Raw genomic sequence first — 25,280 nt, 5'->3', positions numbered from 1 at the left:
GCCGCTATCGATGAATCGTCCAAAACGCCTTCTCGTTGCCAACGTCGCATGGGCGCACGACACCGCCGAGCGCAACCCCGAGTTTTTCCGCGATCTCGCGCGCGGTCAGAATCCGCATGTGCTGTGGATCGGCTGCTCGGACAGCCGCGTGCCCGCTGAAACCATTACGCATTGCGAGCCGGGCGACCTGTTCGTCCACCGCAACATCGCCAACCTTTTTCATCCCGACGACGACAACTCCGCGAGCGTTCTCGAATACGCCGTGCGCGTGCTGCAGGTCGGCCATGTGATCGTCTGCGGACACTACGGCTGCGGCGGCGTGCGCGCCTCGCTGCTGCCGCCCGATCCGGGGCTGCCACATGTGAACCGCCGTATCGCGCCGCTGTGCTCGCTCGCGAGAACGCATCGCGACGAACTCGACGCGCGGGCGAGCGAACGCGAGCGCGTCGACCGCCTCGCCGAACTGAACGTGCTCGAGCAGGTGCGCCAGCTTCGCGCGAATCCGATCGTGCGCGACGCACAGCCCGCGCCGCTGGTGCACGGCTGGATCTTCGCGCTCGAAGACGGGCGCCTGAAGGTGCTCACGTCGGGCTACGAGGCCGACGACGCGATGACCTGCGAGACAGCCGCCCACAGCGCGGCCTAGCGCGGCGCCGCCTCGCGCCGGCCATATCCGGTACAGCCCTCGCCTGTCATCAGGCATCAACCCATGCGCCCCGACACCATGAATCTTCGAGAATTCTTTTCAACGTTTCAGCGCGACGCGCTTGCGGGCACCGTCGTCTTTCTGGTGGCTCTGCCGCTGTGCCTCGGCATTGCCAATGCGTCCGGCGTCGAGCCGTTCGCCGGGCTCGTCTCAGGCATCGTCGGCGGGCTGGTCGTCGCCGTTCTGAGCGGCTCGCGCCTGAGCGTCAGCGGACCCGCGGCGGGCCTCGTCGTGATCGTCGTCGACGGCATTGCGCAGCTCGGCAGCTTTTCCGCGTTCCTCGCGGCCGTGCTGCTGTCCGGCGCGATCCAGTTCGGCTTCGGCATGCTTAAGGCGGGCCGCTTCGCCGCGTATGTGCCGTCGCCGGTCATCAAGGGCATGCTCGCCGCGATCGGTGTCCTGCTGATCGTCAAGCAGTTCCCGCTCGCGCTCGGGCTCGTCAACGGGCAAGCGCAAGGCGCCGCTCAGACGGCCGGCACGATCATGGCGCCGTTCGGCGGCGTTTCGGTGGTGGCGTGCGTGATCACGCTGCTCTCATTGGCGATCCTGATGGCGTGGGAAACGCGCCCCATGCGCCGCTTCGCGCTCGTGCGCATCGTGCCCGCGCCGCTCGCCGTCGTGCTGTTGGGTATCGGCGCGACGCTGCTGCTGAATCTGCTCGCGCCGTCGCTCGCGCCACAGGCCGAACACCGGGTCGCGTTGCCGTCGCTCGAATCGTTCGCTGCCTTGAGCGTCGCGCTCGAATGGGCCGACTTCGGTCCGCATTTCGCCCAGCTCGTCAATCCGGATGTGTGGCGCGTGGCAATTACGCTCGCGATCGTCGCGAGTCTCGAGACCTTGCTGAGTCTGGAAGCGGTCGAGCAGATCGACCCTGAGCGCCGCCCCGCGCCGCCGGACCGCGAACTGAAGGCCCAAGGCGTGGGCAATCTGATTGCCGGCGCTATCGGCGGCCTGCCGATCACCGCGGTGATCGTGCGCAGTTCCGCGAACGTGCATGCCGGCGCGCAAAGCCGGCTGTCGGCAATCATCCACGGCGTGCTGCTGCTCGTCAGCGTGTTCGCGCTGACGAGCGTCATCAACCTGATCCCGCTCGCCTGCCTTGCAGCGATTCTGATTTTCACGGGACTCAAGCTCGCCAAGCCGTCGCTGTTCGTCGCGGTCGCCAGGCAGGGATTCGCGCCCTTCGCGCCGTTTATCGTCACGCTGGTCGGCGTGCTCGCGACGGACCTGTTGATCGGCATCGTGCTCGGCATTCTGTGCAGCGTGCTGTTCGCGTTGTATGCGAATCTGCGCCGCCCTATCGTGCTGGCGCAACATGGCGACCACTACTTGCTGTCGTTCCGCAAGGACGTGTCGTTTCTCGGCAAGGTGCCGCTCAAGCACTATCTGCAGCAGATTCCCGACGGCGCAACGCTGATCGCGGATGCGACGCGCGCCGACTTCGTCGATCACGACGTGCGTGAAATGCTCGACAGTTTCGCCGAGGATGCGCCCCGCCGCGGCATTTCAGTAGAAGTGCGGCATCAGGCCCGCACCAGGACGCGCGCCGCGCGCAGCTGGTCGATGCGGCGACCGGCAACCGAGTAACGTGGGGAGACTGCGGCGTGCGAGCGGCACCCGCACGCCGCATGGAAAAAGCCCCGCGCCGTTCGAGGTGCGGGGCTTCCTGCCTTTAGCAGTTGCGCGCCTGCCAGGCTGCTAATGGCAAGCGCTTGGTAGAGCTTCACTCCGAGCGCTGCGGATTAAGCTTGTCGGAGTTCGAGTACAGCTTGTTGAGCGCCGAGATATACGCTTTCGCCGACGCGGCGACAATGTCCGGATCGGTGCCGACACCATTGACGATGCGCCCGCTCTTCGAGAGCCGCACCGTGACTTCGCCTTGCGCCTGCGTGCCGGTGGTGATTGCGTTCACCGAGTACAGCAGCAATTCCGAACCGCTGCCCACTTCCGTTTCGATCGCGTTGAGCGTGGCATCCACCGGACCGTTGCCACGCGCCTCGCCGGTGATTTCCTTGCCGTCCACCGCGAACACGATCTTCGCGTGCGGCTGCTCGCCGGTCTCCGAATGCTGCGACAACGACACGAACTTGTAGTGCTCCCTCTCCTGTGCCTCGGCCGATTCCTCGGTGACGATCGCGATGATGTCTTCGTCGAAAATCTCTGCCTTGCGATCGGCCAGCTCCTTGAAGCGTGCGAATGCGGTGTTGAGTTCCGCCTCGCTGTCGAGCGCAATGCCCAGTTCCTGCAGACGCTGCTTGAACGCATTGCGGCCGGACAGCTTGCCGAGCACGATCTTGTTCGCGCTCCAGCCCACGTCTTCCGCCCGCATGATTTCGTAGGTGTCGCGCGCCTTCAGCACGCCGTCCTGGTGGATGCCCGACGCATGCGCGAATGCGTTCGCGCCGACCACGGCCTTGTTCGGCTGCACGACGAAACCGGTGATTTGCGACACGAGCTTGGACGCCGGCACGATCTGCGTCGTGTCGAGGCCCAGTTCAAGCCCGAAATAATCTTTGCGGGTCTTCACCGCCATCACGATTTCCTCGAGCGACGTATTGCCCGCCCGCTCGCCGAGACCGTTGATCGTGCACTCGACCTGACGCGCGCCGCCAATCTGCACGCCCGCCAGCGAATTCGCGACGGCCATGCCGAGGTCGTTATGGCAATGCACGGAGAACACCGCCTTATGCGAGTTCGGAATGCGCTCGCGCAGCGTCTTGACGAGATTGCCGTACAGCTCCGGCACGCCATAGCCGACCGTATCCGCGATGTTGATGGTGGTCGCGCCTTCCGCGATCACCGCTTCCAGCACGCGGCACAGGAAGTCCATATCCGAGCGGCTGCCGTCTTCGGGGGAAAACTCCACGTCGTCCGTGAATTTGCGTGCGAAGCGCACGGCAAGCTTCGCCTGCTCGAACACCTGGTCCGGCGTCATGCGCAGCTTCTTTTCCATGTGCAACGGCGAGGTCGCGATGAACGTGTGAATGCGGAAGCGCTCGGCGGGCTTGAGCGCGTCCGCCGCGCGTTGAATGTCCTTGTCGTTCGCGCGGGCGAGCGAGCAGATCGTGCTCTCCTTGATCAATCCCGCGATGGTGTGAATCGAGTCGAAGTCGCCGTTTGAACTGGCCGCGAAGCCGGCTTCGATCACATCCACTTTCATCCGCTCGAGTTGCTTCGCGATACGAATTTTTTCTTCTTTCGTCATCGAGGCGCCAGGCGATTGCTCGCCGTCGCGCAGCGTAGTGTCGAATATGATCAGTTTGTCGGACATGTCGGGTCTCCTGCGGAGTCGTTCAATTGGGGGAAGTGGATGTTGGAATCAGGATGCGGTTGTGGTCTGCACGAGGAGCGGCGCCGAGGCCCGCACGAGGCGAACAGCGACATTGCCGGTTGACCTGGTTGCCGCCGGTAGTCGCCGCGGTGGTTGCCGCCGGTGGTTGCCGCGGTGGTTGCCGCCAGTCGGCAGGCCCGTCAGCGCGGGTTGATGCCGGCCCGGCTCGCAGCCGCGGCGTCGATCCAAAAAGGGAACGTGGACGCAGTCATCCAACGACTATAGCGACAATCCACCCGCCGTGCAATTGGCGCCAGGCCTGCCTGGCGGGCGCTTTCTGTGCGCTTGATATGCGCTTGATGAGCAGTCCTCAAGCGTTGGGCGGGTGTTTCCTCGAGCGTCATGCGGGCGCGTGCAAACAGCCTCGCAAGCAGACTCCAAAAAAGAAACGGCGCCCCGAACGACGCCGTTGTCTCATGCCCGCACGTCGCGACGAGAACGCGCGAAACGCCTATCAGCCGATCATCAGTCGTGCGCGACCGAACGAGCCGGATTGCCCCTGCCCCGCACCGCCTGGTAAGCCCAGAACACATAGCCTGACAAGCCGTACAGCACGAACAGGCCGAACAGCATCAAGGGCGGATCGGACGACACCAGCACAAACGCCACCACCACGAGCAGGATCACGCCAAACGGCACGCGATGCCGCACGTCGAGCGCCTTGCCGCTATAGAACGGCGCGTTTGAGACCATTGTCACGCCCGCGTAAATGGTCAGCACGAAGGCAACCCATGGCAGCCAGACGAGCTTGAGCGGCACGCGATTGTCGGTGGCGAGCCACACGAAGCCCGCGATCAGCGCGGCCGCGGCCGGGCTCGGCATGCCCTGGAAGAACCGCTTGTCGACCACGCCGATGTTGGTATTGAAACGCGCGAGCCGCAACGCCGCACCCGAGCAATAGACGAACGCAGCGAGCCAGCCCCAGCGCCCGAGGTCTTTCAGGATCCACTCATACATGACGAGCGCCGGCGCGACACCGAACGACACCATGTCCGACAGACTGTCGAACTGCTCGCCGAACGCACTTTGCGTATGCGTCATACGGGCGACCCGGCCGTCCATGCCGTCGAGCACCATCGCCACGAAGATCGCGATGGCGGCAATTTCGAAGCGCACGTTCATTGCCTGGACGACGGCGAAAAAACCGCAAAAGAGCGCTGCGGTGGTGAACGCGTTCGGCAGCAGATAGATGCCGCGCTTTCTCAGGAACTGCTGACGCTGCGCGCGCCGGCTGTCCACGGCCGGCGACTCCGTCACGATCGGCTTGTTGCGGCGGAACGGACGCGGCAGCGGTCCACTGGTGCGCGGGCGGCGCGGTTTGAATGCGGCCATTCGGACAACCTCCTTTGTGCCGCTTTACAGTTCAGCGAGGATCGTCGACGACGCCGACACCTTCTCGCCGATCGACACACGCGGACGGCTGCCCACCGGCAGATACACGTCGACGCGCGAGCCGAAGCGGATAAAGCCGTACCGTTGACCGCGCGTAAGCGGCTCACCTGCACGGACGTAGCAAAGAATGCGCCGCGCAATCAAACCGGCGATCTGCACGGAGGTCACCGTGTGGCCGCCGGCCATTTCGATCACGACCGCATTACGCTCGTTTTCGAGCGAAGCCTTGTCCACTGCCGCGTTCAGATAGGCGCCCGGAAAGTATTCGACCTTGGAGATCGCTCCGTCCACCGGAGAGCGTTGCGAATGCACGTTGAATACGTTCATGAACACGCTGATCTTGAGCGCTTCACGATTGGCATACGGATCGTGCGCGGTCTCGACCGCGACGATGCGCCCGTCGGCAGGACACAGAACGGCGTTTGCCTGCGTGGGAATCGGGCGCGCCGGATCGCGGAAGAACTGCACGACGAAGATCAGGATCAGCCAGAAGATCCAAGCAAAGCCGAACCCCGCGAAAGCGTGAACCAGTAATGCTACGACGGCCGCGATGGCAATGAACGGCCAGCCTTCTCGCGCGATGATCGGATGTGGGTAATTCATGGATGGCTTCAGTGTTTTTGTAAAACCGTAGGATAGCAAAAGCCGCCCAGGGTTCAGCACCCTTGGGCGGCTATTTGCATTACCGGCGCATGCGGCGACGCACCGCGCCGGCTTTGTGCGATAAAACGGACTTCTTAGTTCTTCGACTGGTCGACCAGCTTGTTCTTCGCGATCCACGGCATCATGGCGCGCAGCTTCGAGCCGACCTGCTCGATCTGGTGCTCGGCGGTCAAACGGCGGCGCGATTGCAGCGTCGGAGCGCCGGCCTTGTTTTCGATGATGAAGCTCTTCGCGTACTCGCCTGTCTGAATGTCGGTCAGCACGGCCTTCATCGCCTTCTTCGTTTCAGCCGTCACGATGCGCGGACCCGTCACGTACTCGCCGTACTCGGCGTTGTTCGAGATCGAGTAGTTCATGTTCGCGATGCCGCCTTCGTAGATCAGGTCGACGATCAGCTTCAGTTCGTGCAGGCACTCGAAGTACGCCATTTCCGGCGCGTAGCCTGCTTCGACCAGCGTTTCGAAACCGGCCTTGATCAGGTCGACGGTACCGCCGCACAGCACGGCCTGTTCGCCGAACAGGTCGGTTTCCGTTTCTTCGCGGAAATTCGTTTCGATGATGCCGGCGCGGCCGCCGCCGTTTGCCGCTGCGTACGACAGCGCGATGTCACGTGCTGCGCCCGACTTGTCTTGCGCGACTGCGATCAGGTGGGGCACGCCGCCGCCTTGCGAGTAGGTGCCGCGAACCGTGTGGCCCGGCGCCTTCGGCGCGATCATGATGACGTCCAGATCCGCACGCGGAATCACCTGGCCGTAGTGCACGTTAAAGCCGTGCGCGAACGCGAGCGCCGCGCCTTGCTTGATGTTCGCGTGAACTTCCTTCGCGTAGACTTCAGCGATCTGCTCGTCCGGCAACAGCATCATGACGACGTCCGCGCCCTTCACGGCTTCCGCCACTTCCTTCACCTGCAGGCCGGCGTTCTCGGCCTTGCTCCACGATGCGCCGCCCTTGCGCAGACCGACCGTGATGTTCACGCCGCTTTCCTTCAGGTTCAGCGCGTGCGCATGGCCTTGCGAGCCATAGCCGATGATGGTGACCTGCTTGCCCTTGATGAGGGAGAGATCGGCGTCCTTGTCGTAGAAAACTTTCATGTCGGTTCCTTGGCTAAATTCGGATGATTCAGTGAAATTCAAATGCTGCGAATAGTGTGTTGCGTGTGTGTTGCGTGGCCGGATTCCTGAGGCACAAACCGGCCTGATCGGATAACGCCTGACGGCGCGAAAATTCCTTCTGGCGTTACACCTTCAGGATGCGCTCGCCGCGACCGATGCCCGAGCTGCCCGTACGGACCGTTTCGAGAATCGCCGTGGAATCGAGCCCTTCGATGAAAGCGTCGAGCTTGTCGCTAGCGCCCGTCAGTTCGATCGTGTAGGTCTTTTCGGTGACGTCGATGATGCGGCCGCGGAAGATATCCGACATCCGCTTCATTTCCTCACGTTCCTTGCCGACCGCCCTCACCTTGATCAACATCAGCTCGCGCTCAATGTGGGCGCCCTCGGTCAGGTCGACCACTTTCACCACCTCGATCAGGCGGTTCAGATGCTTCGTGATCTGTTCGATCACGTCGTCCGAGCCAATGGAGACGATGGTCATGCGCGACAGCGAACGGTCTTCGGTCGGAGCCACCGTCAAGGTTTCAATGTTGTAGCCGCGTGCCGAGAAGAGACCGACCACGCGCGAGAGCGCGCCCGGTTCGTTTTCCAGCAGGACGGAAATAATGTGTCTCATGTTTCGCTTCTTCCAGATGTTTGTCGATGTCTGCGAACGGTTGGGCGCCGCTTCGTGCGCTTTCGCCTTTTATGAAGACGTGCGCGACGAAGCCGACACTAAAAACCGCCGTTATAGATCTTCCGAACCCATGAGCATCTCGGTGATGCCCTTGCCGGCCTGGACCATCGGCCAGACGTTTTCGGTGGGGTCGGTCTGGAAGTCGAGAAACACCGTGCGATCTTTCAGGCGCAGCGCTTCCTTCAGCGCCGGCTCGACATCGGCCGTGCGTTCGATACGCATGCCCACGTGGCCGTACGCTTCGGCGAGCTTCACGAAATCGGGCAGCGCGTCCATGTACGAATGCGAATAGCGCTTGCTGTATTCGATCTGCTGCCACTGGCGCACCATGCCAAGATAGCGGTTGTTCAGCGAGATGATCTTCACAGGCGTGTCGTACTGCTTGCAGGTCGACAGCTCCTGAATACACATCTGGATCGAGCCTTCGCCGGTGATGCACAGCACGTCGTCGTCCGGGTGCGCCATCTTCACGCCCATCGCCGCCGGCAGGCCGAAGCCCATCGTGCCGAGGCCGCCCGAATTGATCCAGCGGCGCGGCTTGTTGAAGCGATAGAACTGCGCGGCCCACATCTGGTGCTGGCCGACGTCGGAACAGACGAACGCGTTGCCGTCGGTCAGCTCCCACGCCTTTTCCACCACGTACTGCGGCTTGATGACGTCGCTTTTGCGGTCGAACTTCAGGCAGTCTTTCGCGCGCCAGGCTTCGATGTCCTTCCACCAGTCGGCGAGCGCCGCGGTGTCCGGGCCATGTTCGGCCGTCTGCAACTGCTCGATCAGTTCCTTGAGCACTTCCTTCACGTCGCCGACAATCGGAATGTCGACCTTGACGCGTTTGGAAATGGACGAAGGATCGATGTCGATATGGATGATCTTGCGCGGGCGCGACGCGAAGTGCGTCGGGTCGCCGATCACACGGTCGTCGAAGCGTGCGCCGATCGCGATCAGCACGTCGCAGTGCTGCATCGCCATGTTGGCTTCGTACGTGCCGTGCATGCCGAGCATGCCGAGGAATTTCTTGTCGCTCGCGCGGTAGCCGCCCAGACCCATCAGCGTGTTGGTGACGGGATAGCCGAGCAGATCGGCGAACTGGTTCAATTCACGCGACGCGTCCGCGAGGATGATGCCGCCGCCGGTGTAGATGTACGGGCGCTTCGCCGACAGCAGCAGCGAGACCGCTTTGCGGATCTGACCGGAGTGGCCCTTCGTGACCGGGTTGTACGAGCGCAGCGACACGCTTTTGATCGGCTCGTACTGGCAGGGCGCCTTCGACACGTCTTTCGGAATGTCGATCAGCACCGGGCCGGGACGGCCGGTACGGGCAATGAAAAACGCTTTCTTGACGGTAGCGGCCAGGTCGCGCACGTCCTTCACGAGGAAGTTGTGCTTCACGCAGGGACGCGTGATGCCGACCGTGTCGCACTCCTGGAACGCGTCCTGGCCGATCGCGGCAGTCGGCACCTGGCCGCTGATCACGACCATCGGGATCGAATCCATGTAGGCGGTGGCGATGCCGGTCACCGCATTGGTGACGCCGGGGCCGGAGGTGACGAGGCACACACCGACCTTGCCGGTGGAACGCGCGTAGGCGTCGGCGGCGTGAACGGCGGCCTGTTCGTGGCGCACGAGGATGTGCTCGAACTTGTCCTGCTTGTACAGCTCGTCGTAAATGTAGAGTACCGAACCGCCCGGATAACCCCAGATGAACTCGACGTCTTCGTCGGCCAGTGCCTTCATGAGCACGGTGGCGCCGATAGAGTCAGCTTCGTGGTGTGGAGTGGTATCCGACGTGGAGAATTCCGCGCTGGGCATATTCATTCAATTCACCTTTCGAATTTTCGGCAAAAAATTGATCGGGTGCTCTCTGCCGGGCTTGTGGCTCGGGTTCAAGCGGCGCGTCCAGTTGACAGGTGAGCTTCTTGGGCCACACCTCAATGAGACAAGTCACTTATGTTGCGAACCAGCGACGATAGCGGCAGACGCCCGCGCGGTCAAGCAAATATTGCCCGAACGCCCGCCGCGCGCAGCCGTTCTGACCGACGCGGCGCGTCGTGACGACACGCGCCGGCCCACGTTTCGCCCCTGGTTACGCAAAAATTTGTTAGCATCCGCGAGTTTTACGACATTTTTCGACCGATTACGCGCACGCTCGCTGCGCCGACCCCCAAACGGATGGCATCAGACAAGGAACTCGCCGATTTTCTGGCGGGCGTCGAAAGGCGCGCATTCAAGCAGACGGTCTACGCCGTGCGGGACGACGACGCCTCGCTGGATATCGTGCAGGACGCGATGATCAAGCTCGCCGAAAAATACGGCGACCGTCCCGCGGCCGAGCTTCCGCTGCTGTTTCAGCGTATTCTGCAGAATGCGATGCACGACTATTTCCGTCGTGCGAAAGTGCGCAATACGTGGGTGAGTCTGTTCTCGTCGCTCGGCAATTCGGACGACGATGAATTCGATCCGCTCGAAACGTTCGAGGCCGAGCAAGGCTCGGTGGGCGCCGAGAGCAACGAGCGCAAACTGGAGCGCGAACAGGTCCTGCAGACAATCGACGACGAGATCCAAAAATTGCCGGCACGTCAACGGGAGGCGTTTCTCATGCGTTATTGGGAAGATATGGATGTCGCTGAGACTGCCGCCGCAATGGGCTGCTCCGAAGGAAGTGTGAAGACGCACTGCTCGCGGGCCACCCACACGCTGGCGCAAGCGCTCAAGGCCAAAGGAATCACGCTATGAGCTCCCTCGAAACAAAAGAACTCGAGTTCGCCCGCCAGGTGCGCCGCGCGCTCGACGAAAACGCGGCCGGCATTCCGTCCGCCACCGTCGACCGGTTGGCCGCCGCCCGCCGCGCCGCGCTTGCCCGCAAGAAGCCCGAAACCGTGAATGCGCCGGTCTTCGTCCCGGCCTTCGCCGGCGTGCCGTCCGGCGTCCCGAACGAAGCACGGCCGCAGCGCCGCCGCTCGCCGCTGCGCCGCTTCGCGCTGGCGTGGCCGCTCGCCGCGCTCCTTGTGAGCCTCGTCGGCATTGCCTACTGGGAAGACCAGCAACGCACGGCCGAGCTCGCCGACATCGATGCCGCCATGTTAAGCGACGACCTGCCGCTCAATGCCTATCTCGACCACGGCTTCAACGCGTATCTTTCGCGCGCCCACTGAGCGGGAGATCGTTCGGGTGAGCTATAAGCGCGGTCTTGCCGTTGTTTTCGGATGTGCGATAGCGGCGCTCGTGTCGTTTGCCGCGACGTATCCGCGCTTTTACCCGAGTCCCTCACCCGCCGGAGCGCCTGCCGCGAACGGCAGCGGCGCGGCGCCTGCACCCTCGCCCACGACCACGCTCGGCGTCGAGTTGCCCAGCCTGCCGGGCAGCAAAAGCCCGCTGGCCTGGTCGCGCCTGAGCCCGGCCGAACATATCGCCCTTGCGCCGTTCGAGTCGCAGTGGGATTCGTTTAGCGACGAGCGCAAGCGCAAATGGCTGAAAATCGCGTCGCGTTACTCGAAGTTATCGCCTGAAGCACAAAAACGCCTGCACGAGCGGATGACCGAATGGGTTCGCATGACGCCCGATCAGCGGCGCGTTGCGCGGGAAAATTATCAGGTCTCGAAGCAGTTGCCGCGCGAAGCACGTCAGAACGCTTGGAAGGCGTATCAGGAGTTGCCGGAAGAACTCAAGCAGCGGCTGGCCGCGAGCGAGCATAAGCGGCGCCCCAGCGTGGTCAGCGCGCCGCCGTCGGGCCGCAGTGAGATCAAGGGCCTCGACCGGCTGGTCAATGCGCGCGAGCGCGCTGCAAGCGGCACGCCGTCGGCGAGCGCGGCGGCTGCCGCGTCGTTGCCGAGCCCGGCGTCGCTGCCGGGCATTCCGGCGGCCGGCAGCTTCGTGCCGGCTACGCCGGTGCCGGTTTCGCCGGCGGAAGCGCCGTCCATCTTCAATGGTTCCTAAGCCGCGCTTGCCCGTGTCCGAGCCGCGCGCGACCTCCAAACCCAACCCGGAAGCCGGTTCGGCGTCCAGCGCAAGTACGCCTGCGGCAGGGCCGGCGGCGGCGTCACCGTCGGCCGGCGTCAGGCCGCCCAGCGTGCGCCGCCGCCTCGCCGCGCTGCTGTACGAAGCGCTGCTGCTGTTCGGCGTCGTATTCGTCGCGGGCTATCTGTTCAGCACGCTCACGCAGCAGCGCAACGGGCTCACGCACCACAACCTGCTCGCGGCGTGGATCGGCCTTGTCGTCGGTCTGTATTTCGTGTGGTTCTGGACCCACAGCGGCCAGACGCTGCCGATGAAAACCTGGCGCCTGCGCGTGGTAACCGCCGACGGCGCGCCGCTTTCCGCATGGCGCGCCATCGCGCGCTACGTGCTGGCCTGGCTATGGTTTCTGCCGCCGCTCGCGCTGCATCCGCTCTTCGGGTTGCGCCTGCCGCAAACCCTTGCGCTTGCCGGCGTCTGGTTCGTACTCTGGGCGGCAACCGGCCGCGTGGGCGCGAGCCGGCAGTTCCTGCATGACCGCCTTGCCGGCACCCGCGTGATCGACGTCGCGCGCTAGGCGCCGGATGAGTGCGGCGCGCCACGCGTGCGCCACCTGCGTTGCGCGCCGCATCGGAATGCGCGCCCGGCGCCCCGCCTTAGTAATAAGAACTTCTCATGACTGTCACGGCACAGTCACGCGCCGTAGGCCCAATACGGGCACTGCAACTCGACGCGTGAGCCATGGACTCCAGAACGTCCGCGACTTCCCTGTTCCGCCAGACCGGCCCGAGCGTCGACCCCGTCGCGTTCCGCCCCGGCCCCACTCATAGCCACGGCTTGCCGCTGCCCGCCGCGCCGCAGCAGCTCGACACGCCCGCGCCCACTCCTCAGCATGACGACGATCATGCCGAGCCGCACCGCTACCGCACGATCTGGCTGTCCGACATCCATCTCGGCTCGAGCGGCTGCCAGGCGCCGTATCTGCTCGATTTTCTGCGTCACAACGAGTCGGAGTATCTGTATCTCGTCGGCGACATCATCGACGGCTGGCAGTTGAAGAAAGGCTGGTACTGGCCGCAGGCGCACAACGACGTCGTGCAGAAGGTGCTGCGCAAGGCTCGCAAGGGCACCCAGGTCGTCTACGTGCCGGGCAATCACGACGAAGCCGCGCGCCAGTTCTGCGACCTCGCGTTCGGCGATATCCACGTGCGCGGCGAGGCGTTTCATACGACGCTCGCCGGCAAGCGCCTGTGGATCGTGCACGGCGACCTGTTCGACGGCGTGATCCAGCACGCGAAATGGCTCGCGTATCTGGGCGACACGCTCTACACGATGATCCTGATCCTGAACCGCTGGTTCAACCGGATCCGCAGCCGGCTCGGCTTTCCGTACTGGTCGCTGTCGCAATACCTGAAGCATCAGGTGAAGAACGCGGTGAACTTCATCTCGTCGTTCGAACGCGTGATGACAGACGAAGCGCGCCGCCGAGGCTGCGACGGCGTGGTCTGCGGGCACATTCACAAAGCCGAGATACGCGACATAGACGGCGTGCTGTATTGCAACGACGGCGACTGGGTCGAAAGCCTGTCGGCACTCGTCGAAACGTACGAGGGCGAACTCAAGGTGATCTACTGGACCGTGATGCGCGCGCCGCAAGCGGGCCTGCAGAAAGCCCGGGCGACCGCGTAACGCATCCTTACTGCTCTCGTCGGGAGCGGGCACACAATCGAGGAACGAATCGATGAAGATCATGATCGTCACCGACGCATGGGAACCGCAGGTCAACGGCGTCGTGCGCACGCTCAAGAACACCACCCGTGAGCTCACCGGGCTCGGCCACCGCGTCGATCTGCTGACGCCGCTCGAATTCAGAACGATACCCTGCCCGACCTACCCCGAAATCCGTCTGTCGCTTCTGCCGCGCCGCAAGCTGCGCGAGCGTATTGACGCGTTCCAGCCCGACGCACTGCATATCGCCACGGAAGGCCCGCTCGGCATGGCCGCGCGTGCCTACGCGATCCAGCACAAGCTGCCCTTCACTACCGCCTATCACACGCGCTTTCCCGAATATGTGCAGGCGCGTTTCGGCATTCCACTCGCGGCGACGTACAAGTTCCTGCACTGGTTCCACAAGCCGTCGCTCGCGGTGATGGCGCCCACGCCGGTGGTGAAAAGCGACCTCGAAAAATACGGTTTTACGAACGTCGTGCTGTGGACGCGCGGCGTGGATCTCGACATTTTTCACCCGATGGATTCGAAGGTGCTCAACACCGCTCGCCCGATTTTTCTTTACGTGGGACGCGTGGCCGTCGAGAAGAATGTCGAAGCCTTCCTGAAGCTCGACTTGCCGGGCTCGAAATGGGTTGCGGGCGAAGGCCCGGCGCTCGCCGAACTGAAGTCGCGCTATCCGCAGGCGAATTATCTTGGCGTGCTCACGCAGGCAGAACTCGCGAAGGTGTATGCGGCAGCGGACGTGTTCGTGTTCCCGAGCCGCACCGACACGTTCGGGCTCGTGCTGCTCGAAGCGCTCGCGTGCGGCACGCCGGTGGCGGCCTATCCGGTCACCGGCCCGATCGACGTGCTCGGCGACGGCGGCGCCGGAGCGATGAACGAAGACCTGCGCGAAGCCTGCCTCGAAGCGCTCAAGATCGACCGCGCGCATGCAAGGGCGTGGGCCGAGCGCTTCTCGTGGGCGGCGGCCTCGGAGCAGTTCGCCGCGCATCTGAAGCCATTGCCGCATGCCTCGTATCGCGAGGAAAGCGCAGCCGCGTGAGGCGGCGCGCCAGGCTGCCCATGCAACGCCGATCCTTCCCCGCGAGCCGCGCATCCACGAATGGCGCGCTGCGCGCCGTACACGCCGGCGACGCGCATCGTGACGACGAGCGAGACCAGAGCGACGAGCGCGACCAGCGTGACGAGCGCGACAGCGCGGGCGTCGAGCCGTTCGACGACGTCCATGAAGCGAGCGCACTCGATCACCTCGACGTACATGGCCGCAATGGCCAGCACGGCCGCACCGACCGTGGCCGTCCTGGCCATCCTGACGCCGACGGCGGCGCGCACGCGCCGAACGAAACACCGCACGAACCGCTCGGCCCCGACGATCCGCTCGCGCCGCTGCCCTTCAATCCGTACAAGGGCAATCGCGGCCTCACGCGGGCCTGGCACGCGATGAAGAACTCGCTCGCGGGTTTTCGCGTCGCGATCCGCGAGGAAAGTGCGTTTCGTCAGGAGCTGACGCTCGCCGCAATCCTGCTGCCGTGCGGCGTGCTGGTGCCGGTCGAGCCGGTATCGCGCGTGTTGCTGCTCGGCTCGGTGCTGCTCGTGCTGATCGTCGAGTTGCTGAATTCGAGCGTGGAAGCCGCCATCGACCGCATTTCGCTCGAACGGCACGAGCTCTCGCGTCGCGCGAAAGACCTGGGCAGTGCCGCGGTGATGGTCGCGCTCGGCATGTGCCTGATGACGTGGGGGTTGATTGTCGGCCCGCTCGTCGTGCGTTGGGTGAACGCGTGGCTTTGATCTACGCCGGGGCGACGGGCGAAGCCAGGGCGCTGCAAGCCCCGCGCAGCAACGCGCTACGCCGTCCCGGACAATGAAAACCCTGAGTGCCCGCTTGAGATTAGAACGCTCGGTTTATAATCGTCCGGCAGTCTCAAAATAGCAACCGCGTCCGGGTGGACCGAAAAGCAGCGGCACGCCGCCGCGCGCCCAACCCGGCGTAACCAGGGCCGGACGACATGGAAGCCAAACCTCCCCGCCGCACCCGCGAACGGATACTCGAACTGTCGTTGAAACTATTCAACGAAATCGGCGAGCCGAACGTCACGACGACGACCATCGCCGAGGAAATGGAAATCAGTCCAGGCAACCTGTACTATCACTTCCGCAACAAAGACGACATCATCAACAGCATCTTCAGCCAGTTCGAGCAGGAGATCGAAAAGCGTCTGCGTTTCCCCGACGACCACCGCGCGACCATCGACGAAATGTGGTCGTATCTGCAGTACATGGTCGATTTCACCTGGCGCTACCGCTTTCTGTATCGCGACCTGAACGACCTGCTTGCCCGCAACCGCACGCTCGAAACGCATTTCAAGCAGATCATCAGCCACAAGGTGCGCTTTGCGAGCCAGTTCTGCGACCAGCTCGTCGCGGACGGCGAAATGGTCGCCACGCCAGACGAGCTGCAGGTGATCGCGACGAATATCGGTGTGATCGCAACGTATTGGCTGTCGTATCAGTTCGTGATGAATCCGCGCAAATACAACGAGCAGGAGGCGATTCGCGCGGAGCTGCACCAGGTGAGCGTGCAGATCGTGTCGTTGATGGCGCCTTACCTGCGCGGCCGCTCACGGCAGATTTTCGACGATCTCGTGTCGGGCAAGCTGCAAAAGCGCGAGTTCTACGACTATCTCCCGCCAAAGGAAGGCGCCGCGCCCCGCAACGAATAGGACGTTTTTCATGAAGTCGGTGTGTGTGTATTGCGGCTCCGCGAATGGAGCCAGGCCCTTGTATGCAGAGGCCGCGCGCGCGTTCGGAAGTGCGCTGGTAGAGGCCGATCTCGCGCTCGTGTATGGCGGCGGCAAGGTCGGTTTGATGGGCGTGATCGCCGACACAGTCATGGCCGAAGGCGGCCGCGCGATCGGCGTGATTCCGGAGCTGCTCGTCAACAAGGAAGTCGGCCATAACGGCTTGACGGAATTGCACGTGGTGCCCGACATGCATCATCGCAAGAAGATGATGGCCGATCTGTCCGATGCGTTCGTCGCGATGCCAGGCGGCGCCGGCACGCTCGAGGAATTCTTCGAGGTCTACACGTGGGCGCAGCTCGGCTACCACCAGAAACCCGTGGCACTGCTCAATATCGACGGCTTTTACGATCCGCTGATCAAGCTGTTGCAGCACACGGTGGAAGAAGGCTTCATGCGGCAAACGTATCTGGATATTCTGCAGATCGACGCCGATCCCGCCGGCCTAATCGGCAAGCTGCAACGCTATCAGCCGCCCGCCGCGGACAAGTGGGCCATCAAGCGCGACGCCGTTTGATGCGCGGATCTGGCTGCGGCTACCGCTGTCGCTGACGGACCGCGCGTTTCGGTTCGCCTTACGCAGGATTCAGGCTCTTACTCTACTTGCCCGTCGAGGCTGCGATGACCCAAACCGTTCTGATCACCGGCGGCAGCCGCGGCATAGGCCGCGCGACCGCGCGCCTGCTTGGCGCGCACGGCTGGTCGGTGGGCGTGAACTACGCGCAGAACCTCGAGGCGGCGGAAGAAACCGTCGCCGAGGTCGAGCGTGCCGGCGGACGCGCGCTGCCGGTTGCCGGCGACGTCGCCAACGAAGCCGACGTGCTCGCCATGTTCGACGCGGTCGCACGGCAGTTCGGGCGCCTCGACGCGCTGGTCAACAACGCGGGCATCGTTGCCCCGTCCATGCCGCTTGCCGACATGGATCTCGCGCGCCTCACGCGCATGTTCAATGTCAACGTGCTGGGCGCGTATCTGTGCGCGCGCGAAGCCGCGCGGCGCATGTCGACGGATCGCGGCGGCGCGGGCGGCGTGATCGTGAATGTGTCTTCCGCGGCGGCGCGGCTGGGCTCGCCCAACGAATATGTCGACTATGCGGGCTCCAAAGGCGCAGTCGACACCATGACGCTCGGTCTCGCGAAAGAACTCGGGCCGCGAGGCGTGCGCGTGAACGCGGTACGGCCCGGCCTCATCGATACCGAGATCCACGCGAGCGGCGGCAAGCCGGAGCGCGCGGCCCAGCTCGGCGCGGCCACGCCATTGGGGCGTCCGGGCCGCGCCGACGAAGTCGCGCAAACCATCGTCTGGCTGCTGAGCGACGCGGCGTCGTATGTCACCGGCGCGCTGCTCGACGTTGCAGGCGGCCGTTAGCCGCGCTTCTTTCGCCGCTTCGTGCGGTGCCCGGTTTCATGCGCCGTCTTCGAATATGCGGTGACAGGAACACGCGCCGGGTTTCTGCAGCTGTCTGCGCTTTCCGCTCTTTCCGCTCTTTCCGCTCTTTCCCCGCTGTCCACACCTTCCACGCCTTCCACGCTCTCCGTTGCCTCATGAGCAGTGCCAGCCATCGCCGCGGCACGCGCAATGGCTGCATCTGTGCGCCACCGCGCCTGTAATCAATCGTAATAATGGAAGACTACAATCGCGACGATTGCGCGGACTCGCGCGACGCAAAGCTAGAACATCGTGCGCGCCAACCTGTTGCCGCGCACCGCGACCAGAGATCGTTTCATGCAAGAAAAGTCTTCCACAGTGCGGCGCCAGGGGAGCGTCGCGGCGGCGGTGTCCGCGACGGGCGGCCTCGTCGACAGCGCGCAACAGGCGCGGTCGGCGCGCGCCACCACGACCGGCGTGAGCGGCCTGGACGGCCCAAACAGCCCGATCAGCCCGATCAGCCCGATCAGCTCGCTCAACCCCAAGAGCCTGAACAGCGCAACCATCCCGAACAACCTGAGCGCGGCTGACACCCAGACCTCCGAAGCTGCGGCGCCCACGCGCCCCGCGAAGCCTGCCCGACCGCGCGTATCCGGCGCGGCCGGCCAACCCGCCTTCGGCTCGCCGGCAGCAGAACGCGCGAGCGGCGGCAGCGAACGCTGGCGCTCGCTGAGCACCGTCCGTCCGCTGATGTGGCTTGTCGCGCTGGCGATCCTGTGCGCATGGTTGCTGCCGGGCACCTTGGGGCACGATCCCTGGAAGCAGGACGAGACCTATACGTTCGGCATCGTCCAGCACATGCTCGACACCGGCGACCTCGTCGTGCCGACCAATGCCGGCCAGCCGTTCGTCGAAAAACCGCCTGTCTACGACTGGGTCGCCGCGGGCCTTGCATGGATGTTCGGCCGCTATCTGCCGCTGCACGACGCGGCACGGCTCGCGAGCGCGCTGTTCGCGGGCCTGACCGTGTACTACACGGCCCGCGTCGCACGCCGCGCGGTGGATGCGTCGAACTGGTTCGACGTGCGCGTGATCGGCACGGTAGCGCTGTTCGGCGGCACGCTCGTCGTCGTGAAGCATGTTCACGACATGATGACCGACGTCGCGCTGATGGCCGGCGCGGCCATCGGCTTCTGCGGGCTCTTCGAACTGGTGCTGGTGCATCTTCGCGACGACGGCGCGCAGAGCAGCCTCTCCGGGGACGCCGCGCGCGTGCGCCGGCATGCGATTGCGAGCGGCGCGGCGATGTTCGGCGCAGGCGTGGGCGTGGCGTTCCTCGCCAAGGGCCTGTTTGTGCCGCTGGTATTCGGCGCGACGACCTGCGCCCTGCTTGTGCTGTATCCCGCCTGCCGCAGCCGCAGTTTCGCCGCCGCGCTGGGCATCGCGGCGCTGGTCTCCGCACCGTTCGCGCTGATCTGGCCGATCTGCTTCTATCTGCGCTCCGAGGCGCTCTTCAGGATCTGGCTCTGGGACAACAACATCGGCCGCTTTTTCGGCTTTTCGGTCGCGGAACTGGGCTCGGAAAGCGAAAGCCGGCTCTTCGTACTGCGCACCGTGCTAAGCGTCGGTTTTCCAGCCGTGCCGCTCGCGCTGGCCGCGCTGGCAGGCGGTGCCTGGCGGCGCTGGCGCGATCCGCGCGTCGCGTTGCCGGCGATCTTCGCGGGCGTCGGCTTCGCGGTGCTGCAAAACTCGGCGACGATCCGCGAGCTCTACATCCTGCCGTTCATCGCGCCGCTTGCGTTGCTCGCGATGCAAGGCGTCGAGCGGCTGCCGCGGCGTCTGCACACGGTCTGGGACATGATGAGCCGCGTGCTGTTCGGCAGCACGGCGGCGCTCGCATGGATCGTGTGGTCGATCATGAGCGGTCCGGTCAACGCGCACGCTTCGCTGCATCGGCTCGGCCGATGGTTGCCGCTCGACTGGGTGTTGCCGGTGAGACCCGGCCTGATCGCCGCCGCGCTGTTGATGACGCTCGGCTGGCTCTGGCTGCTGCCGGTATTCAAATACGCGGGCAAGTGGCGCGGTGCGCTGAGCTGGTGCGCGGGCGCGATCATCGCGTGGGGACTCGTCAGCACGCTGCTGCTGCCTTGGCTCGACTATGCGAAGAGCTACCGCTCGGTGTTCGAAAACCTCGGCGCCGCCTTGAATGTGGAATGGAACGACGGCGATTGCATGGCGAGCGTCGGGCTCGGCGAATCCGAGGCGCCGATGCTCGACTACTACGCGGGCATCGAGCATCAGCCGACTGCTAATGCGCGCACGACCGAGTGCACGTGGCTGATAGTCGAAAGCCGCCGCAACAACGCTCTCATGCCGGCGGGCGACTGGCGGCTCTTCTGGAGCGGCGCACGTCCCGGCGATACCGACGAGTTGTTGCGCGTGTTCGTGCGCACGCCGGCCGCCGCGCCGGCTGCGGCTGACGCTGATGCTGATGGTCCGTAAGTCGCCGCCCGGTGCCTGTTCAAGTAACGCCAGGGGGATAACCCGGTAGCGCAGCGCATGAAGTACTCGGCGCAGCTCTTGAAACAAGCCAACGCGGCCTCCTAACCGCTGCGCGCCCGCTTCTTCGTCCGCGACTGGAACGACGAGCCCGGCTCGCGCAAGAAAGCGGTTTCCTCGGCCGTCGACTGCCGCCCGAGCACCGCGTTGCGATGCGGAAAGCGTCCGAAACGCGCGACGATCTCGGCGTGCCGCACGGCGAACGGATAATAGGACTCGCCGCCCGGCTCATCGGCGAGCGCCTTGAAAAGGCGCAGCGATTCCTGCTGGCTCGCCGGCGCTTCGTCGTGTTCGAACGGCAGATAGGCGAACGCGCGATGATGCACGCCAGGCAAGCAGCGATCCGCACCGCTCGCCACCATCTGCTGCGCGATCTGCAGCGCTTTGCGATCTGCCGCGAATGCGCGCGCCGTATCGCGATGGCAGTTGCGCGAAAACTGATCGAGCACGATCACGAGCGCCAACGCACCGAGCGGCGTGGCCGCCCAACTGTCGAGGCGCGAATCGCGCGCGGCATCGATCAGGTTTCCGAAACGTTCGCGCAGCATCGCGTCGAACGATTCATCGACGGAAAACCACAGCTTGCGCGCCTGACCGAAGCCCGGCGCATCCGGGGAGCCGAACCAGCAGTCGAGCACCTCGCGCGCTTGCGGCGCGAGCGCGCTGTAAGCGGTGTCGTCTACCGGCGGGCGGTCTACCGGCGCCCCATCCGGCACCGCGCCTTCTGCATCAGCCATTGCGGTTGCGCATCCAGTCGGCCGTTTCGAAGAACGAACCCAGCAGGCGTTCCCTGAGCGGCTCATCGAGTCCTATGTCTTGCATCGCCCAGGCCATGCAGCGCAGCCACTGGTCACGCTCGCTCGATGCGATCGCGAACGGCAAATGCCGCGCCCGCAAGCGCGGATGCCCAAAGCGGCTGATGTAGTGATCCGGGCCGCCCAGCCACCCGCACAGAAACCAGAACAGCTTGTCGCGCGAACCGTCCATCGACTCGGGATGCAACGCGCGAATGCCGGCGAACTCGGCTTCGAGATCCATCAGGTCGTAAAAACGGTCGACGAGTTCGCGCACGCGCGCTTCACCGCCCACCAGTTCGAAGGCCGTCGGCTGCGCCGCGGACACTTCGTTGTCGATCTCACTCATAACCACTCGTCAACAGAAATAATCAGGCCTCCCGCAGCGACTGCAACGCGGGACGCGACAACACATGCCGCAAACTCAGCCAGCCGCCGACAGCCGCGCAGGCAATCCCGGCCGCGACGCCGGCCGGCAGCAGCCACGGGTTGAAGTCCAGATAGAACTGGAACACGCGAGTCGCGAGCACCCAGCCGATAACCTGCGCGCCGGCCGCGGCCATCAATCCGGCGAGCGCACCGACCGCGACAAACTCTGCGACCTGCACCGTGCGCACCTGGCCATGCGACGCGCCCAGCGCGCGCAGCAGCGCGGATTCTCGCATACGCTCGTCGCGCGTGCCGGCGAGCGCCGCGTACAGCACGAGCACGCCCGCCGCGAGCGTGAACGCGAACAGAAACTGCACGGCGCCGATCACCTGCTGCAGCACGCGCTGCACCTGCGCGAGAATCGGACCGGTGTCGATCGCCGTGAGGTTCGGATAGGCGGCAATCAGACCGTCGATGGTCGCGCGCTTTTCCGGCGGCAAATGGAAACTGGTGATGAAGGTGGCCGGGAAATCCTGCAGCGAGGCGGGCGGCATCAGCACGAAGAAGTTGACCTTGAACGAACCCCAGTCGAGCTTGCGCACGCTCGTGACCGGCGCGTCGATCTGCAAGCCGGTGACGTCGAAACGCAGCACGTCGCCGGGCTTCACGTTGATCAGCTTCGCGAGCCCTTCTTCAATTGAAATCTGCGGAGTCTTCGTGTCGCCGTACCAAGTGCCGGCGGAAATGCGATTGTCGTCCGGCAACTGCGTCGTGTACGACAGATTGAATTCGCGGTCGACTAGCCGTCTCGCGTCGTCGCCCTTGAACGAATCTGGATTGACGGCCTTGTCGTTGATCGCGGTGAGCCGGCCGCGCACCATCGGCGAAAGCACCGTGCCCGGCACGCCGTGTGTGTCGAGATAATGCGTGACCGCTTCGCGCTGATCCGGCTGAATGTCGATGATAAATTCGTTCGGCGCATCGGGCGGCGTCGATTTACGCCAGCCGGCGACAAGATCGTTGCGCGTCATCGCGATCAACAGCAGACACATCAGGCCGATGCCGAGCGCGGTGATCTGCAACGCGCTCGCGCTGCTGCGCCTCTCCAGCGACGCAAGCGCGTAGCGCCAGCCGATTCCCGCATTCACGCGCTCGCTGCGCACCACGCGCGCCGCCGCCCACAGCGCGAGCCGCGCGATGCACGCGAACACCAGCAGACCGCCCGCGAAACCGCCGGCAACAATGCCGCCCAGCTTCAGTTCGCCCGCCGCGACGATCAGCAGCGCGGCGAACAACACGATGCCGAGCCCGTACGCGGCCCACGCGGTGCGCCCTGCTTCGCCCCACTCGCGGCGCAGCACACGCACCGGCGGCACACGCGTGAGCGGCAACAGCGGCGGCAACGCGAAACCCAGCAGCAGCACGAGACCCGCGGCAATCCCCTGGAGCGCGGGCCATACTGTCGGATAGGGTAGTTCGACATCGATCAGACTGCCGAGCCAGGTGAGCAACGCGAGGTGGCCGAGAAAGCCCAGCGCCACGCCGAGCGCGCCGCCCGCGACGCCCACGCCGACGAATTCGAGGGTGAACAGTGCGCGCAGCGTGGCCTGACTGACGCCGAGACAGCGCATTGCCGCGCAGCCGTCCAGATGCCGGCGCATATACCGATGCGCGGCCATGGCGATCGCAACCGCCGCGAGCAGCGCGGTCAGCAGCGACACGAGCGTCAGGAAATGACTCGCACGGTCGAGCGTCTGCCGCACCTGAGGCTGGCCGTCCTGCAACGATTCGAGCGCGACGCCGCGCATTTTGCCGCCATCCACCTTGCCGTGCGCGAACTGCGCGAAGCGCGCCACCGACGCATCCGCGCCCGCCACCAGCAGCCGGTAAGTCACGCGGCTGCCGAACGTAATGAGGCCGGTGGACTGCACTTCGTCGGCGCGCATCATCAGGCGGGGCGAAAAGTTGACGAACGAGAAGCCGCGGTCCAGCTCGCGCGTGATCATCGCGCCGATCGTGAAGCGGCGGTTGCCAACCTTCACCGTATCGCCGACGCGTACCTTCAGCGCGTCGAGCAGTTGCTGATCGACCCACACGGTGCCCGGCTCCGGAATGGATTGCGCGGGGCGATCCGCTGCGCCTACCCTGTCCGCGATGCGCAGCGCGCCGCGCAACGGATAACCAGGCGACACAGCCTTGATCGCGGCAAGCCGCGACACCGGCTGCGCGCCGGTCGAGTTGATCATGCTGGGAAAGATGGCTGTGGTCGCGGTGTTCAAGCCGAGCGCCGCGGCCTCGCGCGCGAACTGCGCATCTACCGGATGATCGGCGCGCACGATGAAGTCGGCGGCGATCATGCGCCTTGCGTCGCGCTCGAGCCCCTGATGCAAACGGTCGGCGAGAAAACCGACGCTCGAAAGCGCCGCCACCGCAAGCACGAGCGCGAGCAGCAGCATGGTGAGTTCGCCGGCGCGCCAGTCGCGCGCCGTCATGCGCAGCGCCTGGCGCAACAGATCGCCGCGGCTAAAGCGGCGCGCCGCCGGTATGGCGACCCGCGCCGAGGAACGTCGAACCGTATCGCTCAATCGTGCCGGCTCCTCGCGAGGCGCGACACCATGTGCGTCGCCATGCCGCGAAAGCCGCCCTGCACGCCGCGCCACAAGCGCGGCAAGACCCAGCCGGCGAGCACGAGAAAGCCCACGATCAGCACCAGAAACAGCAGCGGCACAAACAGCGCGAGCAGGATGCCGCCGAACACGAAACCGTCTTCAGCGGTCGAAGTCACCACATTCGACACCGGTTCCGGCGACAGATTGATCAGCGCACGCGTGCCCGCTTTCGTGAGATGCGCGGTGCCCGCCAGCGTGCCGCCCGCGAGCGCGGCAACCGTCAGCAGCGCCGGATCGGCGTGGCCCAACGCGCCGGCCGCGAGCATCGCGCCGGCCGGAATGCGGATGAAGGTGTGGATCGCGTCCCACAGCGAATCGAACGCGGGAATCTTGTCAGCGACAAATTCAGTCACGGTCAGCACGCCTGCCACGCCGATCACCCACGGCGAAGACAGCGCGGACAAGGTATCGGGAAGATGAATCAGGCCGAGGCGCTCGAATACGCCGGCCAGCAGGACCGTCAGGTAGAGGCGCAGGCCGCTGCCCCATGAGAGCCCCGCAGCAAGCGAAAGTGATTCAAGCATGGCCGCCTCCAGGCTCGCTGCGCGTGCCGGGCGCTCCGGGAGGCCAATCAGCGATGAGCCGCCACACCGAAGTCGTCAGACCCGCGCCAAGCCGGCCGCGCCGAGCAGGCCGCGGGCAATTTCAGGTTGGTTTCCATCCCATTATAGCCACGTTAATTCGCAGACCGCAGAGTGGTTCGCAAAATGGCGGGCCAGGCGACACGGGCCGCGCCGGTTGCGACCGGTGCAGGTGCATGCTGAGGCAGCGGGCTTCAGGCAGGCTTCAGGCAGGCTTCAAGCAGCGGGCTCAGTGTCCGGACGACAGCTTGAGCCCGATCAGTCCGACGACGATCAGCGCCGCGCTCGCCACGCGCGCGAGCGTCAGCGCTTCGCCCATCATGACGATGCCGAACACAAAAGCGCCGACCGCGCCGATGCCAGTCCACACCGCGTACGCAGTGCCGAGCGGCAACTGCCGCATTGCCATGGCAAGCAGAATGAAGCTGCCGGTTGCCGTAATCAAGGTGAAAACAGAAGGCCACAGGCGAGTGAAACCTTCGGAACTCTTGAGACCAGCCGCCCAGGCGACTTCGAGCAGACCGGCGATGAACAGAAGAATCCAGGACATGAAACAGCTCCATGATCAGATGGGGCCGTC

24 protein-coding genes are annotated in these 25,280 nt (G+C 64.7%); 13 read left to right on the top strand and 11 right to left on the bottom strand.

Annotated features, from left to right (window positions below):
- The first annotated feature begins 10 nt into the window (after nt 1–10).
- Both A3AC_RS0126310 and A3AC_RS0126305 read left to right on the top strand, forming a co-directional pair.
- Nucleotides 11–646 carry a carbonic anhydrase gene (locus A3AC_RS0126310; protein WP_025602418.1) on the top strand — a complete coding sequence of 212 codons (636 nt, stop codon included), beginning with the start codon at nt 11–13 and terminating at the stop codon, nt 644–646.
- A gap of 78 nt (nt 647–724) precedes the next feature.
- Nucleotides 725–2,293 carry a SulP family inorganic anion transporter gene (locus A3AC_RS0126305; RefSeq protein ID WP_025602417.1) on the top strand — a complete coding sequence of 523 codons (1,569 nt, stop codon included), beginning with the start codon at nt 725–727 and terminating at the stop codon, nt 2,291–2,293.
- A gap of 136 nt (nt 2,294–2,429) precedes the next feature.
- Here the strand turns inward: A3AC_RS0126305 and A3AC_RS0126300 are convergent, their stop codons facing one another.
- The 6 genes from A3AC_RS0126300 to A3AC_RS0126275 all read right to left on the bottom strand — a co-directional run bounded on the left by A3AC_RS0126300 (nt 2,430) and on the right by A3AC_RS0126275 (nt 9,695).
- The gene (locus tag A3AC_RS0126300; protein ID WP_025602416.1) at nt 2,430–3,977 is read right to left on the bottom strand and encodes a 2-isopropylmalate synthase; all 1,548 of its coding nucleotides are present in this window, start codon (nt 3,975–3,977) and stop codon (nt 2,430–2,432) included.
- A gap of 525 nt (nt 3,978–4,502) precedes the next feature.
- A complete protein-coding gene (gene pssA, locus A3AC_RS0126295) occupies nt 4,503–5,369 on the bottom strand; it encodes a CDP-diacylglycerol--serine O-phosphatidyltransferase (protein WP_025602415.1) in 867 nt (288 codons plus the stop codon).
- Between the two features lie 24 nt (nt 5,370–5,393).
- A complete protein-coding gene (locus A3AC_RS0126290) occupies nt 5,394–6,032 on the bottom strand; it encodes a phosphatidylserine decarboxylase (RefSeq protein WP_025602414.1) in 639 nt (212 codons plus the stop codon).
- 134 nt (nt 6,033–6,166) lie between these two features.
- The gene (gene ilvC, locus A3AC_RS0126285) at nt 6,167–7,183 is read right to left on the bottom strand and encodes a ketol-acid reductoisomerase (protein ID WP_025602413.1); all 1,017 of its coding nucleotides are present in this window, start codon (nt 7,181–7,183) and stop codon (nt 6,167–6,169) included.
- Nucleotides 7,184–7,328: 145 nt separating this feature from the next.
- Nucleotides 7,329–7,820 carry an acetolactate synthase small subunit gene (gene ilvN / locus A3AC_RS0126280; protein WP_025602412.1) on the bottom strand — a complete coding sequence of 164 codons (492 nt, stop codon included), beginning with the start codon at nt 7,818–7,820 and terminating at the stop codon, nt 7,329–7,331.
- Nucleotides 7,821–7,931: 111 nt separating this feature from the next.
- On the bottom strand, nt 7,932–9,695 hold the full coding sequence (locus A3AC_RS0126275) for an acetolactate synthase 3 catalytic subunit (protein ID WP_025602411.1): 1,764 nt from the start codon (nt 9,693–9,695) through the stop codon (nt 7,932–7,934).
- A 354-nt stretch (nt 9,696–10,049) separates the two neighbouring features.
- Here A3AC_RS0126275 and A3AC_RS0126270 point away from each other — a divergent pair, with 354 nt between their 5' ends.
- The 11 genes from A3AC_RS0126270 (at nt 10,050) to A3AC_RS0126220 (ending at nt 20,230) form a co-directional block, all read left to right on the top strand.
- Nucleotides 10,050–10,613, top strand: a complete 564-nt coding sequence (locus A3AC_RS0126270; protein ID WP_025602410.1) for an RNA polymerase sigma factor — start codon at nt 10,050–10,052, stop codon at nt 10,611–10,613.
- On the top strand, nt 10,610–11,032 hold the full coding sequence (locus tag A3AC_RS0126265) for a DUF3619 family protein (RefSeq protein WP_025602409.1): 423 nt from the start codon (nt 10,610–10,612) through the stop codon (nt 11,030–11,032). Before A3AC_RS0126270 ends, A3AC_RS0126265 begins: the two co-directional genes overlap by 4 nt.
- 16 nt (nt 11,033–11,048) lie before the next feature.
- Nucleotides 11,049–11,813, top strand: coding sequence for a DUF3106 domain-containing protein (locus A3AC_RS0126260; RefSeq protein WP_025602408.1), 765 nt, complete (start codon nt 11,049–11,051; stop codon nt 11,811–11,813).
- A 13-nt stretch (nt 11,814–11,826) separates the two neighbouring features.
- A complete protein-coding gene (locus tag A3AC_RS0126255) occupies nt 11,827–12,408 on the top strand; it encodes an RDD family protein (RefSeq protein ID WP_025602407.1) in 582 nt (193 codons plus the stop codon).
- A 164-nt stretch (nt 12,409–12,572) separates the two neighbouring features.
- Nucleotides 12,573–13,520, top strand: coding sequence for a UDP-2,3-diacylglucosamine diphosphatase (locus A3AC_RS0126250; RefSeq protein ID WP_025602406.1), 948 nt, complete (start codon nt 12,573–12,575; stop codon nt 13,518–13,520).
- Nucleotides 13,521–13,572: 52 nt separating this feature from the next.
- Nucleotides 13,573–14,604: a glycosyltransferase family 4 protein gene (locus A3AC_RS0126245; RefSeq protein ID WP_025602405.1), complete on the top strand. Its 1,032-nt coding sequence runs from the start codon at nt 13,573–13,575 to the stop codon at nt 14,602–14,604.
- Between the two features lie 20 nt (nt 14,605–14,624).
- Nucleotides 14,625–15,350, top strand: a complete 726-nt coding sequence (locus A3AC_RS30260) for a diacylglycerol kinase (protein WP_025602404.1) — start codon at nt 14,625–14,627, stop codon at nt 15,348–15,350.
- A gap of 218 nt (nt 15,351–15,568) precedes the next feature.
- A complete protein-coding gene (locus A3AC_RS0126235) occupies nt 15,569–16,282 on the top strand; it encodes a TetR/AcrR family transcriptional regulator (RefSeq protein WP_025602403.1) in 714 nt (237 codons plus the stop codon).
- A 10-nt stretch (nt 16,283–16,292) separates the two neighbouring features.
- Nucleotides 16,293–16,877 carry a TIGR00730 family Rossman fold protein gene (locus A3AC_RS0126230; protein ID WP_025602402.1) on the top strand — a complete coding sequence of 195 codons (585 nt, stop codon included), beginning with the start codon at nt 16,293–16,295 and terminating at the stop codon, nt 16,875–16,877.
- 104 nt (nt 16,878–16,981) lie between these two features.
- Complete coding sequence (locus A3AC_RS0126225; RefSeq protein ID WP_025602401.1) at nt 16,982–17,728, top strand: SDR family oxidoreductase; 747 nt, start codon at nt 16,982–16,984, stop codon at nt 17,726–17,728.
- A gap of 357 nt (nt 17,729–18,085) precedes the next feature.
- The gene (locus tag A3AC_RS0126220; RefSeq protein ID WP_025602400.1) at nt 18,086–20,230 is read left to right on the top strand and encodes an ArnT family glycosyltransferase; all 2,145 of its coding nucleotides are present in this window, start codon (nt 18,086–18,088) and stop codon (nt 20,228–20,230) included.
- 101 nt (nt 20,231–20,331) lie between these two features.
- Here A3AC_RS0126220 and A3AC_RS0126215 read toward each other — a convergent pair whose 3' ends face one another.
- From A3AC_RS0126215 to sugE, 5 genes are all read right to left on the bottom strand, one after another.
- Nucleotides 20,332–21,024, bottom strand: coding sequence for a DUF924 family protein (locus A3AC_RS0126215; protein ID WP_025602399.1), 693 nt, complete (start codon nt 21,022–21,024; stop codon nt 20,332–20,334).
- Complete coding sequence (locus A3AC_RS0126210; protein WP_025602398.1) at nt 21,017–21,430, bottom strand: group II truncated hemoglobin; 414 nt, start codon at nt 21,428–21,430, stop codon at nt 21,017–21,019. The genes A3AC_RS0126215 and A3AC_RS0126210 overlap by 8 nt, the downstream gene beginning before the upstream one ends.
- Nucleotides 21,431–21,452: 22 nt before the next feature.
- On the bottom strand, nt 21,453–24,035 hold the full coding sequence (locus tag A3AC_RS0126205; RefSeq protein ID WP_025602397.1) for an ABC transporter permease: 2,583 nt from the start codon (nt 24,033–24,035) through the stop codon (nt 21,453–21,455).
- The gene (locus A3AC_RS0126200) at nt 24,032–24,643 is read right to left on the bottom strand and encodes a DUF4126 domain-containing protein (RefSeq protein WP_025602396.1); all 612 of its coding nucleotides are present in this window, start codon (nt 24,641–24,643) and stop codon (nt 24,032–24,034) included. The genes A3AC_RS0126205 and A3AC_RS0126200 overlap by 4 nt, the downstream gene beginning before the upstream one ends.
- Nucleotides 24,644–24,929: 286 nt before the next feature.
- The gene (sugE, locus tag A3AC_RS0126195) at nt 24,930–25,250 is read right to left on the bottom strand and encodes a quaternary ammonium compound efflux SMR transporter SugE (RefSeq protein ID WP_025602395.1); all 321 of its coding nucleotides are present in this window, start codon (nt 25,248–25,250) and stop codon (nt 24,930–24,932) included.
- Nucleotides 25,251–25,280 lie beyond the last annotated feature (30 nt).

Source organism: Burkholderia sp. WSM2230, from assembly GCF_000472445.1.
Lineage (GTDB): Bacteria > Pseudomonadota > Gammaproteobacteria > Burkholderiales > Burkholderiaceae > Paraburkholderia.
Note: the sequence above shows the minus strand (reverse complement) of the source record. Positions and strands in the feature narration are given on the sequence as shown.

What these genes read in the sequence shown, in the direction of transcription:
- A3AC_RS0126310 (WP_025602418.1), top strand. Translation starts at nt 11, where the DNA reads ATGAATCGTCCAAAACGCCTTCTCGTTGCCAACGTCGCATGGGCGCAC.
- A3AC_RS0126305 (WP_025602417.1), top strand. Translation starts at nt 725, where the DNA reads ATGAATCTTCGAGAATTCTTTTCAACGTTTCAGCGCGACGCGCTTGCG.
- A3AC_RS0126300 (WP_025602416.1), bottom strand. Translation starts at nt 3,977, where the DNA reads ATGTCCGACAAACTGATCATATTCGACACTACGCTGCGCGACGGCGAG.
- pssA (WP_025602415.1), bottom strand. Translation starts at nt 5,369, where the DNA reads ATGGCCGCATTCAAACCGCGCCGCCCGCGCACCAGTGGACCGCTGCCG.
- A3AC_RS0126290 (WP_025602414.1), bottom strand. Translation starts at nt 6,032, where the DNA reads ATGAATTACCCACATCCGATCATCGCGCGAGAAGGCTGGCCGTTCATT.
- ilvC (WP_025602413.1), bottom strand. Translation starts at nt 7,183, where the DNA reads ATGAAAGTTTTCTACGACAAGGACGCCGATCTCTCCCTCATCAAGGGC.
- ilvN (WP_025602412.1), bottom strand. Translation starts at nt 7,820, where the DNA reads ATGAGACACATTATTTCCGTCCTGCTGGAAAACGAACCGGGCGCGCTC.
- A3AC_RS0126275 (WP_025602411.1), bottom strand. Translation starts at nt 9,695, where the DNA reads ATGAATATGCCCAGCGCGGAATTCTCCACGTCGGATACCACTCCACAC.
- A3AC_RS0126270 (WP_025602410.1), top strand. Translation starts at nt 10,050, where the DNA reads ATGGCATCAGACAAGGAACTCGCCGATTTTCTGGCGGGCGTCGAAAGG.
- A3AC_RS0126265 (WP_025602409.1), top strand. Translation starts at nt 10,610, where the DNA reads ATGAGCTCCCTCGAAACAAAAGAACTCGAGTTCGCCCGCCAGGTGCGC.
- A3AC_RS0126250 (WP_025602406.1), top strand. Translation starts at nt 12,573, where the DNA reads ATGGACTCCAGAACGTCCGCGACTTCCCTGTTCCGCCAGACCGGCCCG.
- A3AC_RS0126245 (WP_025602405.1), top strand. Translation starts at nt 13,573, where the DNA reads ATGAAGATCATGATCGTCACCGACGCATGGGAACCGCAGGTCAACGGC.
- A3AC_RS30260 (WP_025602404.1), top strand. Translation starts at nt 14,625, where the DNA reads ATGCAACGCCGATCCTTCCCCGCGAGCCGCGCATCCACGAATGGCGCG.
- A3AC_RS0126235 (WP_025602403.1), top strand. Translation starts at nt 15,569, where the DNA reads ATGGAAGCCAAACCTCCCCGCCGCACCCGCGAACGGATACTCGAACTG.
- A3AC_RS0126230 (WP_025602402.1), top strand. Translation starts at nt 16,293, where the DNA reads ATGAAGTCGGTGTGTGTGTATTGCGGCTCCGCGAATGGAGCCAGGCCC.
- A3AC_RS0126225 (WP_025602401.1), top strand. Translation starts at nt 16,982, where the DNA reads ATGACCCAAACCGTTCTGATCACCGGCGGCAGCCGCGGCATAGGCCGC.
- A3AC_RS0126220 (WP_025602400.1), top strand. Translation starts at nt 18,086, where the DNA reads ATGCAAGAAAAGTCTTCCACAGTGCGGCGCCAGGGGAGCGTCGCGGCG.
- A3AC_RS0126215 (WP_025602399.1), bottom strand. Translation starts at nt 21,024, where the DNA reads ATGGCTGATGCAGAAGGCGCGGTGCCGGATGGGGCGCCGGTAGACCGC.
- A3AC_RS0126210 (WP_025602398.1), bottom strand. Translation starts at nt 21,430, where the DNA reads ATGAGTGAGATCGACAACGAAGTGTCCGCGGCGCAGCCGACGGCCTTC.
- A3AC_RS0126200 (WP_025602396.1), bottom strand. Translation starts at nt 24,643, where the DNA reads ATGCTTGAATCACTTTCGCTTGCTGCGGGGCTCTCATGGGGCAGCGGC.
- sugE (WP_025602395.1), bottom strand. Translation starts at nt 25,250, where the DNA reads ATGTCCTGGATTCTTCTGTTCATCGCCGGTCTGCTCGAAGTCGCCTGG.